The 15,521-nt window shown below is 61.4% G+C and carries 15 protein-coding genes; 10 read left to right on the plus strand and 5 right to left on the minus strand.

What is annotated here, in order from left to right:
* Positions 1–7 precede the first annotated feature (7 nt).
* Together IAE77_RS11745 and IAE77_RS11750 are read left to right on the plus strand one after the other, a co-directional pair.
* Complete coding sequence (locus IAE77_RS11745; protein ID WP_294226530.1) at positions 8–1,336, plus strand: DUF1501 domain-containing protein; 1,329 nt, start codon at positions 8–10, stop codon at positions 1,334–1,336.
* 179 nt (positions 1,337–1,515) lie between these two features.
* Positions 1,516–1,893, plus strand: a complete 378-nt coding sequence (locus IAE77_RS11750) for a hypothetical protein (RefSeq protein WP_294226532.1) — start codon at positions 1,516–1,518, stop codon at positions 1,891–1,893.
* A gap of 29 nt (positions 1,894–1,922) precedes the next feature.
* On the opposite strand, the gene IAE77_RS11755 is transcribed toward IAE77_RS11750, so the two are convergent.
* Complete coding sequence (locus IAE77_RS11755; RefSeq protein ID WP_294226534.1) at positions 1,923–3,383, minus strand: sulfatase; 1,461 nt, start codon at positions 3,381–3,383, stop codon at positions 1,923–1,925.
* A 68-nt stretch (positions 3,384–3,451) separates the two neighbouring features.
* Between IAE77_RS11755 and IAE77_RS11760 the strand changes: the two genes are divergently transcribed.
* Positions 3,452–4,789: a hypothetical protein gene (locus IAE77_RS11760; RefSeq protein WP_294226535.1), complete on the plus strand. Its 1,338-nt coding sequence runs from the start codon at positions 3,452–3,454 to the stop codon at positions 4,787–4,789.
* 65 nt (positions 4,790–4,854) lie between these two features.
* Here IAE77_RS11760 and IAE77_RS11765 read toward each other — a convergent pair whose 3' ends face one another.
* Complete coding sequence (locus tag IAE77_RS11765; RefSeq protein WP_294226537.1) at positions 4,855–5,580, minus strand: DUF1080 domain-containing protein; 726 nt, start codon at positions 5,578–5,580, stop codon at positions 4,855–4,857.
* 131 nt (positions 5,581–5,711) lie between these two features.
* On the opposite strand from IAE77_RS11765, the gene IAE77_RS11770 reads away from it, so the two are divergent.
* Both IAE77_RS11770 and purM read left to right on the plus strand, forming a co-directional pair.
* Complete coding sequence (locus IAE77_RS11770) at positions 5,712–6,230, plus strand: 3D domain-containing protein (RefSeq protein ID WP_294226539.1); 519 nt, start codon at positions 5,712–5,714, stop codon at positions 6,228–6,230.
* A 165-nt stretch (positions 6,231–6,395) separates the two neighbouring features.
* A complete protein-coding gene (gene purM / locus IAE77_RS11775) occupies positions 6,396–7,397 on the plus strand; it encodes a phosphoribosylformylglycinamidine cyclo-ligase (protein ID WP_294226542.1) in 1,002 nt (333 codons plus the stop codon).
* Positions 7,398–7,457: 60 nt separating this feature from the next.
* Here purM and IAE77_RS11780 read toward each other — a convergent pair whose 3' ends face one another.
* Entirely contained in the window at positions 7,458–8,861 is a 1,404-nt protein-coding gene (locus IAE77_RS11780; protein WP_294226545.1) for a vanadium-dependent haloperoxidase, read from the minus strand.
* A 120-nt stretch (positions 8,862–8,981) separates the two neighbouring features.
* On the opposite strand from IAE77_RS11780, the gene IAE77_RS11785 reads away from it, so the two are divergent.
* The 5 genes from IAE77_RS11785 to IAE77_RS11805 all read left to right on the plus strand — a co-directional run bounded on the left by IAE77_RS11785 (position 8,982) and on the right by IAE77_RS11805 (position 14,511).
* Positions 8,982–9,671, plus strand: coding sequence for an SGNH/GDSL hydrolase family protein (locus IAE77_RS11785; protein ID WP_294226547.1), 690 nt, complete (start codon positions 8,982–8,984; stop codon positions 9,669–9,671).
* A gap of 93 nt (positions 9,672–9,764) precedes the next feature.
* Positions 9,765–11,006: a hypothetical protein gene (locus IAE77_RS11790; RefSeq protein ID WP_294226549.1), complete on the plus strand. Its 1,242-nt coding sequence runs from the start codon at positions 9,765–9,767 to the stop codon at positions 11,004–11,006.
* 60 nt (positions 11,007–11,066) lie between these two features.
* The gene (gene lysA / locus IAE77_RS11795) at positions 11,067–12,359 is read left to right on the plus strand and encodes a diaminopimelate decarboxylase (RefSeq protein ID WP_294226552.1); all 1,293 of its coding nucleotides are present in this window, start codon (positions 11,067–11,069) and stop codon (positions 12,357–12,359) included.
* A gap of 122 nt (positions 12,360–12,481) precedes the next feature.
* Positions 12,482–13,405 carry a methylenetetrahydrofolate reductase [NAD(P)H] gene (metF, locus tag IAE77_RS11800; RefSeq protein ID WP_294226559.1) on the plus strand — a complete coding sequence of 308 codons (924 nt, stop codon included), beginning with the start codon at positions 12,482–12,484 and terminating at the stop codon, positions 13,403–13,405.
* A 161-nt stretch (positions 13,406–13,566) separates the two neighbouring features.
* Entirely contained in the window at positions 13,567–14,511 is a 945-nt protein-coding gene (locus tag IAE77_RS11805; protein ID WP_294226562.1) for an ROK family protein, read from the plus strand.
* A gap of 177 nt (positions 14,512–14,688) precedes the next feature.
* Here IAE77_RS11805 and IAE77_RS11810 read toward each other — a convergent pair whose 3' ends face one another.
* Together IAE77_RS11810 and IAE77_RS11815 are read right to left on the minus strand one after the other, a co-directional pair.
* Positions 14,689–15,009 (minus strand): hypothetical protein, encoded by a 321-nt coding sequence (locus IAE77_RS11810; protein WP_294226564.1) that lies wholly within the window; start codon positions 15,007–15,009, stop codon positions 14,689–14,691.
* A gap of 1 nt (position 15,010) precedes the next feature.
* A partial coding sequence (locus IAE77_RS11815; protein ID WP_294226567.1) for a hypothetical protein occupies positions 15,011–15,521 on the minus strand: 511 nt, incomplete at its 5' end.

The raw sequence follows: 15,521 nt of genomic DNA on the forward strand, positions 1-15,521 counted from the left end.
TTGTGTCATGACTTCACGCCGTCAGCTCCTTCAGCAAGCCTCCGCAGGGTTTGGTTATCTCGCGTTTGCAGGTATGGCGTCCGGGGAGGGCCGGATGGCTTCGCATTTTCCGGCGCTGGCGAAGCGGGTGATTTTTCTGTGCATGCGCGGTGGGCCGTCGCACATGGAGACGTTTGATCCGAAGCCGGAGCTCACGCGGCGGCATGGTGAGCCGGGGAGGAACAAAGGAACGAAGATGCTCGGCTCGCGTTGGAAGTTTGCGAAGCATGGACAGAGCGGCATCGACATCGTGGAGCTGTTTCCGGAGCTGGCGAGGCAGGCGGACAAGCTGTGCGTGCTGCGCGGCATGCACACGGACAACGAAAACCATCCGCAGGCGCTGCAACAGCTCCACACGGGAAGTTTTCAGTTTGTTCGGCCGTCGATGGGCTCGTGGACGGTTTACGGGCTCGGATCGGAAAACGAGAGCCTGCCAGGTTTCATCAGCATCAATCCGCTCACCGCGCTCGGCGGCCTGAGTTACTACTCCAGCGCGTTTTTGCCTGCGTCCACCTCCGCGACGTTGCTCGGCAACGCGAATCAGCCCGGCGCGAAGCTTCAACTCGGCAACATCACCAATTCGAGGCTCGACAACGTCGCGCAGCGTCAGCAACTCGACTTGTTGCAGGCGATGAATCGCGATTTGCTCGCACAAACCGGCGATCCGCGCGTGGAAGGCATCATCTCATCCTACGAGCTCGCCTTTCGCATGCAGGGCGAGCTGCCGCGCGTGATGGATCTGAGCAGTGAGAGCAAAGCCACGCTGCAACTCTACGGCGCGGACAAATCGCCCACGGAGACTTTTGGCCGCCAGTGCTTGCTTGCGCGTCGATTCGCCGAGGCGGGTGTGCGTTTCATCGAGATCAGCCACATGGAGTGGGATCTGCACGGCTCGTTGCAAAGCGGCATGACACGTAATTGCTCGCAAATCGACAAACCCATCGCCGGACTGCTGCACGATCTCGATCAGCGTGGTCTGCTGGAGGACACACTCGTGCTTTGGGGAGGTGAGTTTGGCCGCACGCCTGACGACGCCACGCAGGACGGTCGCGGGCACAACAACAAAGGCTACAGCATGTGGATGGCCGGTGGTGGCGTGAAAGCCGGCCACATCCACGGCGCGACCGACGATCTCGGCATCGAAGCCATCGACGGCAAAGTCCACATCCACGATCTGCACGCGACAATGCTGCACTTGCTCGGCCTCGATCACGAGAGGCTCACGTTCCGCTACGGTGGTCGTGATTTCCGACTCACGGATGTGAAGGGGAAAGTCGTGAAGGAGATCCTCGCATGAAGACGCTATAGTCTGATAATCACCAAACAATGCCAACTACGTCGTCCCAACCTGCGTCACGCACTGAACAGCCTCCCCGTGGAGTTTGCATGGTGTGCGGAATGGACTGGCGTCCGCTCCTTGAAGCGAAGGATCTGTCTGCTTCGCTACCAGGTCGACTGTCCAGGTGGAAATCACGGATGGACATCATTCTCGGGCTTTATTTAGGAGTTCAGATCACAGCCTGCCTTGCCTGTGAACGACTTGGCATCCCGCTGATTTACACAGGATGGAAGGCATGGATCGCTGTGCTGTTGTTCGCAGGTCCTTTAGTTGCGCTGATTGTAGTGTGCGCAGTCGGCTCCATCAGAATCGAACGAAGTGTGAGCCGTGAAGCCGGAGTGTGCTGCGTGAGTTGCGGACGTGCTCCGCGATCGAATGAAATGGCCAATTGGATAGCTCTCAATCGTTGCGGGCAGTGTGGAGGGCTGCTGGCAAAGGATTTTTCCTTTATCCATTACAAAGACACGTGGCCACAGTGGCAAGATCACGGCTGTGAAACAGCCGAGGGGCATTGAAGGAGATTCTCGCGTGAGACGATGAAGAGTCACTTCTTCAGCGGAAACTGCGAACGAAGCAGCTTCTCCGCCTCTCCGAGGGCGGCCTGGTCCGGCGGCTTAGCAATGACGTTGTCGAGTTCCGGCTGGTCGGAGGTGTGGTCGTAGAGTTCGCGGGCCTCGATCGCGCCGGTCTGCCAGTTGCGCCACTCGGTGTAGCGCCAGTTGGCGGTGCGGACGCTGTAACCCATCGCGGTAGGTTGTTTGGATGGCGTGCGGTCGGCGTAGGCGGGACGCGGATGCTGCGTGAAGGCTCCACGTTTCACAATGGCCGATGGATCATCGAGCACGGGCACGAGACTGGTGCCTTCGAGACCGGGTGCGGCGGGCAGGTCGCAAAGGGCGTTGAGCGTGGGGAAGATATCGAGCATTTCGGCCAGCGCGGCGGTTTGCACGCCGCGTTGTTTGGTCTGTGGTGGCGCGATGATGAACGGCACGCGTGCATCGAGCTCGAAGTTGCTCGTTTTGGCCCACAGGCCGTGCTCGCCGAGGTGGTAGCCGTGGTCGCCCCAGAAGACGATCACGGTGTTGTCGAGCAGGCCGTGCTCCTTCAGCGCGGCGATGACCTTCCCCACCTGCGCGTCCACGTAGCTGATGCCGGCGAAGTAACCATGACGCATCTCGGCGATCTGCTCCGGCGTGGGCTGCTTTTGCTGGTCGGGCGGGCCGAGGATCTCGGTGCTCTGATGGAAGGCGATCTCGGGCGCGTGCGCAGGGCGCGCCGGGTTCAGCGCGGGGATTTGGGCGCGGTCGTAGAGGTCCCAGTATTTTTTCGGCGCGTTGAACGGCGCGTGCGGTTTCCAAAAGCCAACCGCGAGGAAAAACGGCCCGTTTTTCAGCTCATGAATGATGCGCACGGCCTCGGCAGCGACGCGGCCATCGTAGTAGGCCTTGTCGGGGACGTCGTAGCTCTCGCACATGCCCACGGAACCGTACTTGCGCAGGCCTTCGCTGAATTTTGCGTGATTCTCCGGCAGCGGGCCGCTGATCTGCGGCGTGTCTTCGCCGTGGTTGGCGTAGTGGAGGAATTCCGGCGCGGACCAGGAGCGCGCGTCGCCTTTTTCCTTCGTGTGCCAGTTGTGGAAGAGCTTGCCGCTGCAGCGCGTCGTGTAGCCGTGCTCCTTGAACCACAGCGGTAGCGTGGTGACGTCGGGCTTCAACTCGCGGAAGTGCGTGCCGTTGACGTAGAGGCCCAGCGTGCCCGGTCGCAGGCCGGTGAGCATGCTGGAGCGGCTGGGATTGCACACCGCCTGCTGGCAGTAGGCCTTCGTAAACGTGGTGCCGCGTGCCGCGATGGCATCGAGGTTCGGCGTCTTGGCCACCGAGCCGTAGCAGCCGAGTTCGGGGCGCAGGTCGTCGGCGGTGATGAGGAGGACATTCGGCGGCGCGGCATCGAGACGAGGCAGAATGGAGAACAAACCAAGAAGGATGATGGCGCTGACAGATTTCATGGTGGTGCAAGACGACTGACGTTCGGCGCGATAGTCGGACATCCGTTTGTCACTTCAACGTCTTTGCCATGAAACCCCTTCTCCTGCTGCTCCTGTTTGTTTCGTCTCACGCGTTCGCAGGATGGCAGGCGGGCGCAGCGAAGGCAGACATCACGCCAACGGAGTCCGTGCCGCTCGCCGGCTATGGTGGCAAGACACGCATGTCGCAACGCATCGAGCACGCCATCTGGCTGAAGGCGCTCGCGCTCAAAGACGACTCGGGCGCGACCTCGGTGCTCGTCACCGCCGATCTCGTCGGTTTGAGCGACAAGATGATCGCCGTGATCGCCAAGAATGCGCTAGAGAAGCATGGCGTGATGCGGGAGCGGCTGATCTTGAACACCTCGCACAATCACTCGTGCCCGGTGACGGAGGATGTGTTGTGGTTGTATTATGAATTCACGCCAGAGGAGGCTGCAGCAAAGGATCGCTACACGGCCATGGTCTATGCGAAGTATGATGAGGTGATCGGCCAAGCGATCGCGGCACTCGCACCAGCGGCGCTCGCCTTTGAGCAGGGTTTGGCCGGTGTGGCGGTGAATCGACGACGATCGCGTGGGCCGGAGAGCCGTGCGCTTGGCGGTCAGGTGGATCAGGATGTGCCGGTGATCACCGTCAAGGCTGGAACTGATCTCAAGGCCATCGTCTTCGGCTATTCGTGCCACACGACGGCGCTCGGCGGACTGAGCATCAATGGCGATTACGCCGGCTTCGCTCAGTTGGTCTTGGAAAAGACCTTCCCAGGCGCGGTGGCGATGTTTGTGCAGAACTGCGGCGGCGATGCGAATCCGCTGCCGCGCATACGCGGGAAAGATGTCGAGGCGACCGAACTGGCAGGCATGTATGGCAAGATTTTGTCCGAAGCGGTTCGTCAGGTCGTCGTGGGCACGATGAAACCGCTCAGCGGGCGGATTCGCGCGGCGATGGGCGAGACTGAGCTTTTGCTCCAGCCCGGCATCCCGCTGGATGAATTGAAGCAGCGTGTCCCGAATCTCACCGGCATGCCAAAGCGTGAGTTCGAGCACTTCATCCGGCAATACGAGACCCTCGGCTCGCCGCCGGATCGTGTGAAGTATCCGGTGCAGGTCTGGCAGTTCGGCACGGACCTCACCTTCATCGCGCTCACGGGCGAAACCGTGGTGGATTACTCGCTGAAGTTCAAAGGAACCTATGGCTGGAACACCACCTGGGTCTGCGGTTACAACAACGACCTCACCAGCTACATCCCCAGCCTGCGTGTGCTCAATGAAGGTGGCTACGAAGGTGTCAGCGGCATGTTTGAATACGGCCACCGTGCGCCTTACACCGAGACGGTGGAGGAGCGGATCACGACGAAGGTCGAGGAGCTGGTCAGAACGACAAAGTAGTGGAGAGCTTTAGCTCGTGGGCGATGCGCTCTGCGGCAAAATGACCATGCCAAGCCCCCGACGAGCTAAGGCCTCGGCTTCGCCCCAACTCGCGGTGCCGTCTGCTCCGGCGTCACACGGCCGCCAGGAAGCTCCAGGATCTTGATGTTCCGAAAGTGAATCTCCGCGCCCTCGGATTCGAGGCAGAGATAGCCTTTGCGGACGGTGGACTGGCTGATGCCGTTGACGAACTTGCCGTTGATCGAGAGCTTCACCGTTCCATCGACACACACGACGTCGTAGGTGTTCCATTCGCCTTTGCCTTTGCAGCGGAACTCCCAGGACATGCTGCGGCGGCCGCGTGGATTGTCAGGAACGCCTTCGAGGCCGTTCGCGCCGAAGAGTTCGCCGGAAACGTAGCCGGGATGGTTTGGCTGGCCGTCTTTGCCAGGATGCAGCTTCGGCCATTCGAGTTCGAGCATCTGCACCTCCATGCCTTTCGGCAGCGGACGGTCAGGAGGCGTGCTGCCTTCGCTCCAGACGAAGACACCGCTATTACCGCCGGCCTGCGTGTGTTTCCACTCGATGTGCAGGATGAAGTTTTCATACTGCTTTTCGCTCCGCATCACGCCGATGGGCAGGCCTTTGCAGACGAGCAGGCCGTCTTTAACGCTCCAGGTCTCCTTGCTGGTGTTCACGTCCACCCAGCCGTTGAGATCCTTGCCATTGAAGAGGTCGCGCCACTTCGGCACCTCATCAGCGAGGATGGAAGTGGAGAGCAGCAGCGTGAGGAGAGCGAGTTTCGGATTCATGGCGCAATCAAACGGGGCTGCGGCGGGTTTTCTTCGGCACGGAGGGCGGCTTTGAAAGCGCTTTGAACACAATCTGCGGTGCCATGTCTGACGTGAGCCGGTCTGCCGTGAGGGCCGTCAACCTTCCATCAATGACATCCCTCCGCACCATCCTGCTGGCCGCGCTCTGCGCGGGTTTCACCGCCTGTCAAAGCACCACCCAAGTCCGACCGACCAAACTGGCGGTCGTGGACACCCGGGGAACGCTCCGCAACGTGCGGACGACGGCCTACACGCACAGTGAAAGCGATCACATCGTCTATGGTGCCAAAAGCGCCGTGGGCACCGATTTGAAATACGGCACCGTGCGCAGTGCCGCGGCGGACTGGTCGGTCTATCCGGTCGGGACCCTCTTCAAGATCGAGGGCGAGCCGTATGTTTACCAGGTGGACGACTATGGCTCGGCCTTGGTCGGCACGAAAACGATCGACCTCTACCGTCCTTCAAAGACGGCGATGAACGACTGGGGCGCGCGGAATGTGAACATCCACGTGCTGAAATGGGGATCGTTTGACCAGAGCCTCGCGATCATGAAGCCACGGCTGGGTGCCAAGCCGCACATCCGCCAGATGGTGAATGCCATCGAGGCCAAGAACGGCTCGGAGTCCTGACCCGGCGCAAAGGACCGGCGGCGGTGCAGCGAAAGCCAGCTTCCGCCGCCGGGAGGCGGTTCCCGGTTCCCTGCCCTTTTGGCACCGGGGAGCCTCGGAGGCGGTTTGAGTTTCCGTTTGAGCGGTCCGGGCTTTCGGGCTAGTCAGCATGCCACCTTTTCCCCCATGAGCAGCTCTTCCGCACACACTTACAAGCAGGCCGGCGTCGATATTCACGAAGCAGCGTCGCTGGTCGATGACATCGGGGTGCTGGTGAAGCGCACGCAGCGGAACCGGAAGCTGGCAAACCCTTTCGGCCTGTTCGCCGCCGCTTACGATCTCAGCGGTTACAAGCATCCGATCATCCTGACGGGATGCGATGGCGTGGGCACCAAGATCGAGCTGCTGCTGAAGCACGACCAGCTTGAGGCTGCCGGGAAGGACCTTGTCGCCATGAACGTGAACGACGTGCTGACCACGGGAGCTGATCCGATCATGTTCCTGGATTACGTGGGCATCCCGAAGATCCAGAAGACGCAGATCACCCGCATCATTGCCGGCATGACGGAATACCTGGAGGCCTGCGACTGCATCCTGGCCGGTGGTGAAACGGCGGAAATGCCCGGGATGGTGCCTGAAGGCATGGTGGAACTGAGCGGTTTCGCCATCGGTGCCTGCGAAAAGGAAGACCTGCTCGATCCGGGCACGATCTCGGCGGGCGACGTGCTCATCGGCTGGCCCAGCGCCGGTTTCCACGCGAACGGCTTCAGCCTTGTGCGCCGCATCATCGAGAAGGAGAACCTCCAGTTCAGCGAGGACGAGATGCGCATTCTTTTGAGCCCGACGCTGCTGTACCACGAGCAGCCGAAGGCGCTGAAAGCCGCAGGCATCCGCCCACGGGCGATGGCGCACATCACCGGCGGCGGTCTGCCGGAAAACCTGGGCCGCATGTTCCTGAAGCGCGGCCTCGGCGCGAACCTGCGCATTCCTTTCTGGCAGAACGACGTCGTCCAGAAGGTGCTGCGTCATGCTGACCAGGCGGACGCCATCGACACCTTCAACATGGGTCTCGGCTGGGTGGCGATTGTGTCGCCGGACGACGCCGACAAGGCACTGAAGTGCGGTGAGAACGCCAAGATCATCGGCACGATGGACACGAGCGGCCAGGTCAGCGTGGAGATCGTCTGAGCCGTGTGGCCGGGACATTCCTGTTCCCCTGCATCCGGAGACGGGGCAGAAATGTCCCGGTTACAGGAGTCGTGATCGACGGCGGAGGACGAACGCTCCGGCGCAGAGCAGCAGCATGGCGCTGCCGGGCTCTGGCACGGGTTGGAAGAAGTTGGTGAAGACGAAGTCCCCCACGTCAGCGCCGAGCGTGGCCCCGTCGAGGTTGTCGCTCATCCAATGGATCCCGCCGTAGATGCGGCTCATGCCCGCCTCCTCGGCGGCTTCGCTGAAGCTGTTGAAACTGCGGGTGTAACCGAGCGGCAGGAACGGTGACTCGGTGTCCGTGGTGAAGGCGATGTCGTCCGTGCCGAAGAAGTTCGCCAGGACGGTGGCACCGGTCATGCTGAAGGCGCTGTGACCGCTGGTGTAGGAGCCGAAGGACGGCGTCGGGATCAGCGGCGTCCAGGCCGCGTCCGCCACGGTGTTGTCATTGCCGTCGGTATCGGCGGTGTTGATGGCCAGCATGGGGCGCCAGGAGTCGAAATAGACCTTGGCCTCCCAGGAGGCGATGCCGGTGTCCGCCTCGGCGATGTTCAGCAGGGCGAAAAGGCGGGCGTTTTCCTCCACACTGAGCCCGGCGGTGGCGGAGATGGACTGGGCGATGCGATTCCAGTGTCCGGGCGGGGAGGCTGTTCCCGGCCCGTCCACCCAGAAGTAGGCGATGTTTGTCTGGTCCGCCGTGCGCAAGACGCTGTCGGTGCCACCGATGGATTTGACGAGTTCGAACTCGGCCTCGTAGGCACTGCTTTGGACCCAACTGGTGTAATCGGTGGGCTGGTAGCCGTTTGGACCGGCCGGCCTGAATTGGGAGGAGGAAGTCATCGTGAAGGGTGTCATCTCGCTCCACTGCGGCTTCACAAACGACCCGGTGCCGCTGCCCCAGGCACCGGCGGTGGTTCCCGGCTGCCAGCGGCCGATGGTACCGACATCCTGCGGCGTGTAGCTGGAGACTGCGTCCTTCCCGTCATTGAGCCGGGCGGTGATCATCGCTTGGGAGGCGGCAGTGCCGATCTCGATCCCGCGTGTTTTCGCATCCCCCGCGCTGATGGCGGCCATCTGATTGTTGTAGAGATCGTCGAAGGCGGCCTGATACGAGTTTCCGGCCCCATACAGGTCGGTGTAGATGGAGCTCATCGTGTTGTAGGCGGCGGTGGCGGCGGCGGCCGTCACATCCGTGGAACTGCCGGCGGTCGTGGCGTCGAAGTAGCCCAGATAGCCGGAATAGTTGCGGTTGATCGAGTTCACCGCGTCATACATCGCCCCGCCCAGCATCCCCATGGTGCGGGAGTTGCAGGGCGGCGTGGCCGTGCTGCCCTCGGCGGCAAAGGTCTGTAGCATCAGCGAGTTCCACTCCGTGATGACGTCCGCCTGCACCGCCCGCAGGCAGGCAAAGACGATGACAAGGACGGAAAGGGGCTTTTTCATGACTCGAAGGGTGGAGATGATGCGCGTCTGATATGAAGTTTATCAAAATTATATTATAAAGCAAGGCTTAGAATCTCTGGAAGCTGAAAGATCATCAGCGTCACGCCATTTTCCACGCCCATGAACCGTCTCCTCATTGCTCCTGCCTTGTGCCTGCTCGTTGGCTTCCTGGGTGCCGCCGAACCTTCTGCACCTCCAGCCAAGGCCAAAAAGGCGCCCAATCCCGTCCTCGACCCCATCCAGGACGCAGCAGGCCTGCCCCGCGTGCTGCTGGTCGGCGATTCCATCTCCATGGGTTACACCCTGCCGACTCGGAAGCTGCTGGCGGACAAGGCCAACGTGCACCGCATCCCGACAAACGGCGGACCGACGAAAAACGGCGTCGCGAACCTTCAGAAATGGCTCGGGGCCGGAAAGTGGGACGTTATTCACTTCAACTGGGGCATTCACGACCTGAAATACATGCCCGACGGCAAGCGCCAGGTGGAGCCAGCCGACTACGAGGCGAATCTGCGTCAACTGGTCGCCCAACTGAAGGCGACCGGCTCGAAGCTGATCTGGGCCAGCACCACACCCATTCCCGAGGGCGAACTGAATCCGCCGCGTCGCTTTGGTCAGGTGAAGGAATACAACGAAATCGCAGCGAGGGTGATGAAGGACAACGGCGTCGCCATCAACGATCTGAACGCGTGGATGACGCCACGCTTCGATGAGTTCCACAAACCCAAGGACCTCCACTACAGCGACGCTGGGAGCGAATTCCTGGCGCAAAAGGTCGCAACGGCCATCACTGCGGCCCTGTCGAAGTAACCCAGGCTGGAAAGGCCCGGGCAAATTGTAGCCTGGCTTCCACCGATGCACGGCATCGTGCGCAGCCTTCGTTCACCCAGCCCAACCCACGCCATGAATGCCTCACGCCTCCTCCGATTGATTGCCTTGCTGCTCGCGAGTTGCGTGCACCTCCAAGCCGCAGACGCCTCTCCGGCTGCGCCAGCGGACAAGTTGCGTGAATCCATGCTTCTGCCCGGGGTGACGCTCTCCGAAGGCATCTCCGAGATCACCGGTGTCGCCGTGAGCCCGCTGCTGGGTGTCAGCGCGATGGGAGCGTTGACTTACTACCGCACGGAGGAGCACCTGCGGCACCGCCTGCCGTGGTACTGCCATCCGTGGGTGTGGGGCACCGGGCTGAGTCTCATCGCGATCTGTTTCCTGAAGGACTTCCTCGGCACGGCGGCTCCGCCCCTGGTGAAAAAGCCGCTCGATTTCGCCGAGTTGTTTGAGAACAAGCTGAGCGCCATCGTCACCAGCGTGGGATTCGTGCCGCTGGTCGCCCTGGCGATGGCGCAGGTGGACAAATGGCAGCCGCAGGCCGTGACGACGCTCGCTGATTCAGGTCTCGCCGTCGTGCCGGTGGCCGGAATGATCGATCTCGGGGTGCACACGCCGTGGGTCACGATCCCGGTGTCGCTGGTGGCCTTCGCCGTCGTGTGGATGAGTTCGCATGCGATCAATGTCCTCATCGCGATTTCGCCTTTCGGCATTGTCGATGCCGGGCTGAAACTCGCCAAACTGGGCCTCATGGCGCTGGTGGCGATCAGCACTATGATTCATCCGTATGCGGGGGCCTTCGTGTCGCTCGTGATCATTCTCATCGCCGCCCTGCTCGCCGGGTGGGCTTTCCGCCTGACCCTGTTCGGCATGCTGATGGGCAGTGACTTCCTGCGGAACAAACGGGCGGTCGAAGCCGACCTCGATGCCGGTGTGCGGGGCTTCCTGGCGCGTCGCACCGAAGGTGTGCCGGTGCGCACTCTCGTGCGGCTCAAAACCGATGCCGTCGGCAGCCCGGCGCTCACTTACAAGCCCTGGCTCCTGCTGCCGGAGCGGCGCATTCCCGTCGCCGAGGCAGACATGGTCGTGTGCAAAGGCCTGGTGCATCCCACCCTGGCCAGTCGTGCGGGCAAAGACGGCCCGCTGGCGCATCGGCTCATCCTTCTGCCGCGTTATCGTCGGCTTGAAGAAACCATTGCGGCACGTTTCGGCTGCCAGGACGTCACGGACGGCACGCTGCTGCGCGGCCTGAAAGCCATGCGCCAGTGGCTGGTGGACATGCTTTCCACCGGCCGGTCCCTGGTGGAGGCGCGGTGAGAGACGGGGAGCGCGCGAAGTTGCGCCGGGGTGAATCCCGCCTATCTACGCGGCCCGTTTATGCACAGCTTCCGCTATCACCAGGGCGAATTGTTCGCCGAAAATGTCCCGCTTCAGTCCCTCGCCGAAAAACACGGCACGCCGCTGTATGTTTATTCCAAAGCGACCATCACCGGCCACTTCACCCGCCTGGACGCGGCCCTCGGAAAGCTGAATCACCTCATCTGCTACGCGGTGAAGGCGAACTCAAACCTCGCCATCCTCAACACCATCGCGAAGCTCGGCGGCGGCTTCGACATCGTCTCCGCAGGCGAGCTCTACCGCGTCATCAAGGCTGGCGGCGACGCCGGGAAGTGCACCTTCGCAGGCGTCGGCAAGACCCGCGACGAGATCGAATTCGCCCTCCAGCACGGCATTTACTGCTTCAACGCCGAGTCCGAGGCCGAGCTGCGCTACATCAATCAGGTGGCCGGTGACCTCGGCAAAAAAGCGCCCGTGGCTGTGCGTGTGAACCCGAACGTGGATGCGAAGACGCACGCGAAGATCACCACCGGCAAGAGCGAGAACAAGTTCGGCATCGATTTCGACCAGATCCTCGACGTTTACAGCCGTGTGGCCGCCGAGTGCCCGAACCTCGTGATCAAGGGCCTGCAGATGCACATCGGCTCGCAGCTCACCAACGTCGATCCGTTCCTGGAGGCCGTGCAGAAGGTCGTTCCGCTCGTGAAACAGGTCAAAGAGCGCCATGGCATCGAGTTCTTCAGCATTGGCGGCGGCATCGGCATCAACTACCGCCAGAGCCTCGACTCCGGCGACCACGCCTGGTGGGAAAAGAACGCCGAGACACATCCCCTCACCGTTCAGGCCTACGCCGAGGCCGTTGTGCCGCATCTGGAGCCGCTGGGCCTGCGCATCCTCTGCGAACCCGGCCGTTTCATGGTCGGCAATGCCGGTGTGCTGCTCACCAAGGTGCTGTATGAGAAGCGCGGCTCCGCAAAGACCTTCAAAATCGTCGATGCCGGCATGAACGACCTCATCCGCCCGACGCTCTACGAAGGCTGGCACCAGATCACCCCGCTGAAGCAGCCTGCGGACGATACCCTCGAGAAAGTCGATGTCGTGGGCCCCATCTGCGAATCGGGCGACTTCCTGGCGCAGAACCGCGACATCCCGCTCGTGAAGGAAGGTGAGTACCTCGCCGTGCTCAGCGCGGGCGCTTATGGCTTCACCATGGCGTCGAACTACAACACGCGTCCGATGCCTGCCGAGATCCTCGTCGATGGCGACAAGGCCACCGTCGTGCGCGAGCGCCAGACCCTCGACGACGTGCTCAAAGGCGAGCACATCGCCTGAACTGCCGTTTTTTAACCACTCATGTCCACTAATTTTCACTAATGCCCGGATCAGAACATTAGAGTTCATGAGTGTCCGATTAGTGGTTCAAAAACTGCGAACTGAGAACAGCAAACAACAGAATGCACATCGCCGACATCCTCAAAACCCAGCGCCCCACGCTTTCGTTCGAGTTCTTCCCGCCCAAGACCGCCGAGGCTTCAGAAGCGCTGTATCAGACCATCGGCGAGCTGGAGGCCTTCAAGCCCTCCTTTGTCAGCGTCACTTATGGTGCGGGAGGTTCCACGCGTGAACTCACGCACGACCTCGTCGTACGCATCAAAACGACGACCACGCTCGATCCCATCCCGCACCTCACCTGCGTCTGCCATAGCGAGGCCGACATCGCCGCCATCCTGGAGCGCTATGCCACGGCTGGTGTGAGCAACATCCTTGCCCTCGGCGGCGATCCGCCCAAAAACCTCGCCAACTACGACCGCACCAAGGACGCCTTCCAGCACGCCGCCGACCTCGTGGCCTTCATCAAGAAATTCAACGCCACCGGCGCCCACCCCGACAAGCGTGGCTTCGGCATCGGCGTCGCCGGTTTCCCAGAAGGCCATCCCACCACGCCGAACCGCGTCCTGGAAATGGATTACCTTAAGGCCAAGGTCGATGCCGGCGCGGACTACATCTGCACGCAGTTGTTCTTCGACAACCACGACTTCTACGACTTCCGCGAACGCTGCCAGCTCGCCGGGATCCACATCCCCATCATCGCCGGCATCATGCCCATCACCAGCGCCTCCGGCATGCGCCGCATGGCCGAACTGGCCGCCGGTGCCCGCTATCCGGCGAAGCTGCTGCGCGCCATCCAGCGCTGCGGAGGTGATGAGGCCGCCGTGCAGAAAGTCGGCATCCATTACGCCACCGAGCAATGCCATGACCTGCTCGACCACGGCGTCGATGGCATCCATTTCTACACGCTGAACAAATCCCACGCCACGCGCGAGATTTACTCCAGCCTCGGCATCCGTGACTCCGCCGCCGTGCGTCCGCAGTCCTAGAATGTACTGTTGATGTGTTGAATGCCGCATCTTCCTCGTCCTCTTACTCATACTCCTCCTCCCGGAATCAGGGAGTGCAGAGCCGGGGCAATTGGGAGGAAGAGGAGGAGTAAGAGGAAGAGAAAGAAAATGAACTCGATCAGGTCAGTGTTTTTCCAGTCATGAGCGAAAACCCGCCACTCATCGCCGCCATCGAGGCCGGAGGCACGAAGTTCGTCTGTGCCATCGGCACCGGGCCGCATGACATGCGGGACGTCACACGCATCCCCACCACCACACCGGAGGAGACGCTCGCGGGCGTCACCCGCTTCCTGACCATGGCCCGGGCCAAGCATGGGCCCTTCGCCGCCATCGGCATCGGCTCCTTCGGCCCCATCGATCTCGACCGGAACAGCGAGACCTACGGTTACATCACCTCCACCCCGAAGCCCGGATGGCAGTTCACCAACGTCGTGCCCATGCTTCACGACCGCTACAAGGTGCCCATCGCCTGGGACACCGATGTGAACGCCGCCGTGCTTGGCGAATTCCTCTGGGGAGCCGGTCAGGACACCGATCCGCTCGTTTACATCACCGTCGGCACCGGCGTGGGCGGTGGTGTGCTGGTCAACGGCCAGCTTCTGCACGGCTTGCTGCATCCTGAGATCGGTCACCTGCTCGTTCCGCCACCACAGAACTCCAGCGCCATCCAGCAGGCCTGCCACTGCCCGTTTCACAAAAGCTGCGTCGAAGGCTACGTCAGCGGCACCTCGCTCGCCTCACGTTGGGGAGTCAAAGCCGATGCCCTGCCGCCCGATCATCCCGCCTGGGAGGAAGTCGCCGACGTCATGGCGCACGCCCTGATGAATCTCACGCTCACGCTCTGCCCGAAGCGCATTATCCTCGGTGGCGGGGTCATGAGCCAGGAGCACATCCTGCCCCTCATCCGCGGCCGCCTGCACAAGCTCAACAACCACTACCTCCGCGTCCCCGAACTCGGCCGCAACCTCGACGACTTCGTCGTCGCGCCGGGTTTAGGAGCACGCTCAGGGCTGCTCGGTGCGCTGGCGCTCGGGAAGTATGAACTGGACCGGCATGCAGGTCGGGGCGCTGATTGTCCCGCGTAAGAGCCACCGCTTGCAGGGTGGAAACCCGCGAGTGTGTGAACGCTAGCTCCATGACTTCACGGCGCTGCTTCAACAAAGGAGGCTTCAGGAACCGAGCGGCTTTTCTGGTTTCATTTTTCCAAATGGGTTGGCGCGTGTGTTTTTGCGTGTTGGTTGTTACATTTCATCGCAGTTGAATCAAACGCCCCACTGGTTTTGAAATGGTCGGTGCTCACTGGCGAGCTTCGCAAAGAACTTCGGATCGCTCGCCGCGAGTTCATCGAGACGCTTGCCGCATGATGGGCAGTGGCGGATTCTCATGCTTTCCGAGAGTGTCATCTTTTCAGGCAACGAAGCCGAAGGCTGTCTGTTTTTCGTCATGGTTGTTTCGTCTGCGGCGGTCACTGCTCGCATTTGAAGAGCGAAGCGGAAGCCTGCCTCAGTTGGACAGACCAACACGGCAAGGCCACGCTGCCCTGCGTTGTCGATGAGGTTTTTTAGTGAGTGGCAGCAGAACATATCAACCTCCAGGCGGGCGAACCAAATACTGATTCAAGGTGCCGGATGCTGGTGGCAGCACTCGGATTTCAGGAGTGACGATTCCAGTTGGTAAGTGGAGGTCAGTCTTTGGGATAGCTAATCCTTCGTCAAGCCATTGGTTGTATGTGCTGCGTGGAACTTGGAACTCGTATAGCTGGCCTCCAGGTCGGTAGTGACTCAAGTCACTGCTCAAACTCGTCGAGAGACCTCGCGTTGATGACACTTGACCTCCTCGCAGAGTGCCTTGATGAAAGAGGCTTACGGTGTCCTCAACTGTGGGTGCCGTCGTTTTTGCGCCAGAACCGCCAAAAGACTTGGCGCCTCCGTAGGCAGTGGCGGCGGTTTCGATGCTGTGCAGCAGGCCCAAGGCCAGGGAGCCGTAGCGCTGTGTATCGCTCAGGCCCGTCCCGAAGTTATTTGACGAGTAGCCCACCCCGCTGCTGAACTCCCCGAAGCGTGCCATCGCTTTGGCCGCCGGGTTGAACGTCATG

The sequence above is a fragment of the Prosthecobacter sp. genome, from assembly GCF_014879935.1.
Lineage (GTDB): Bacteria > Verrucomicrobiota > Verrucomicrobiia > Verrucomicrobiales > Verrucomicrobiaceae > Prosthecobacter.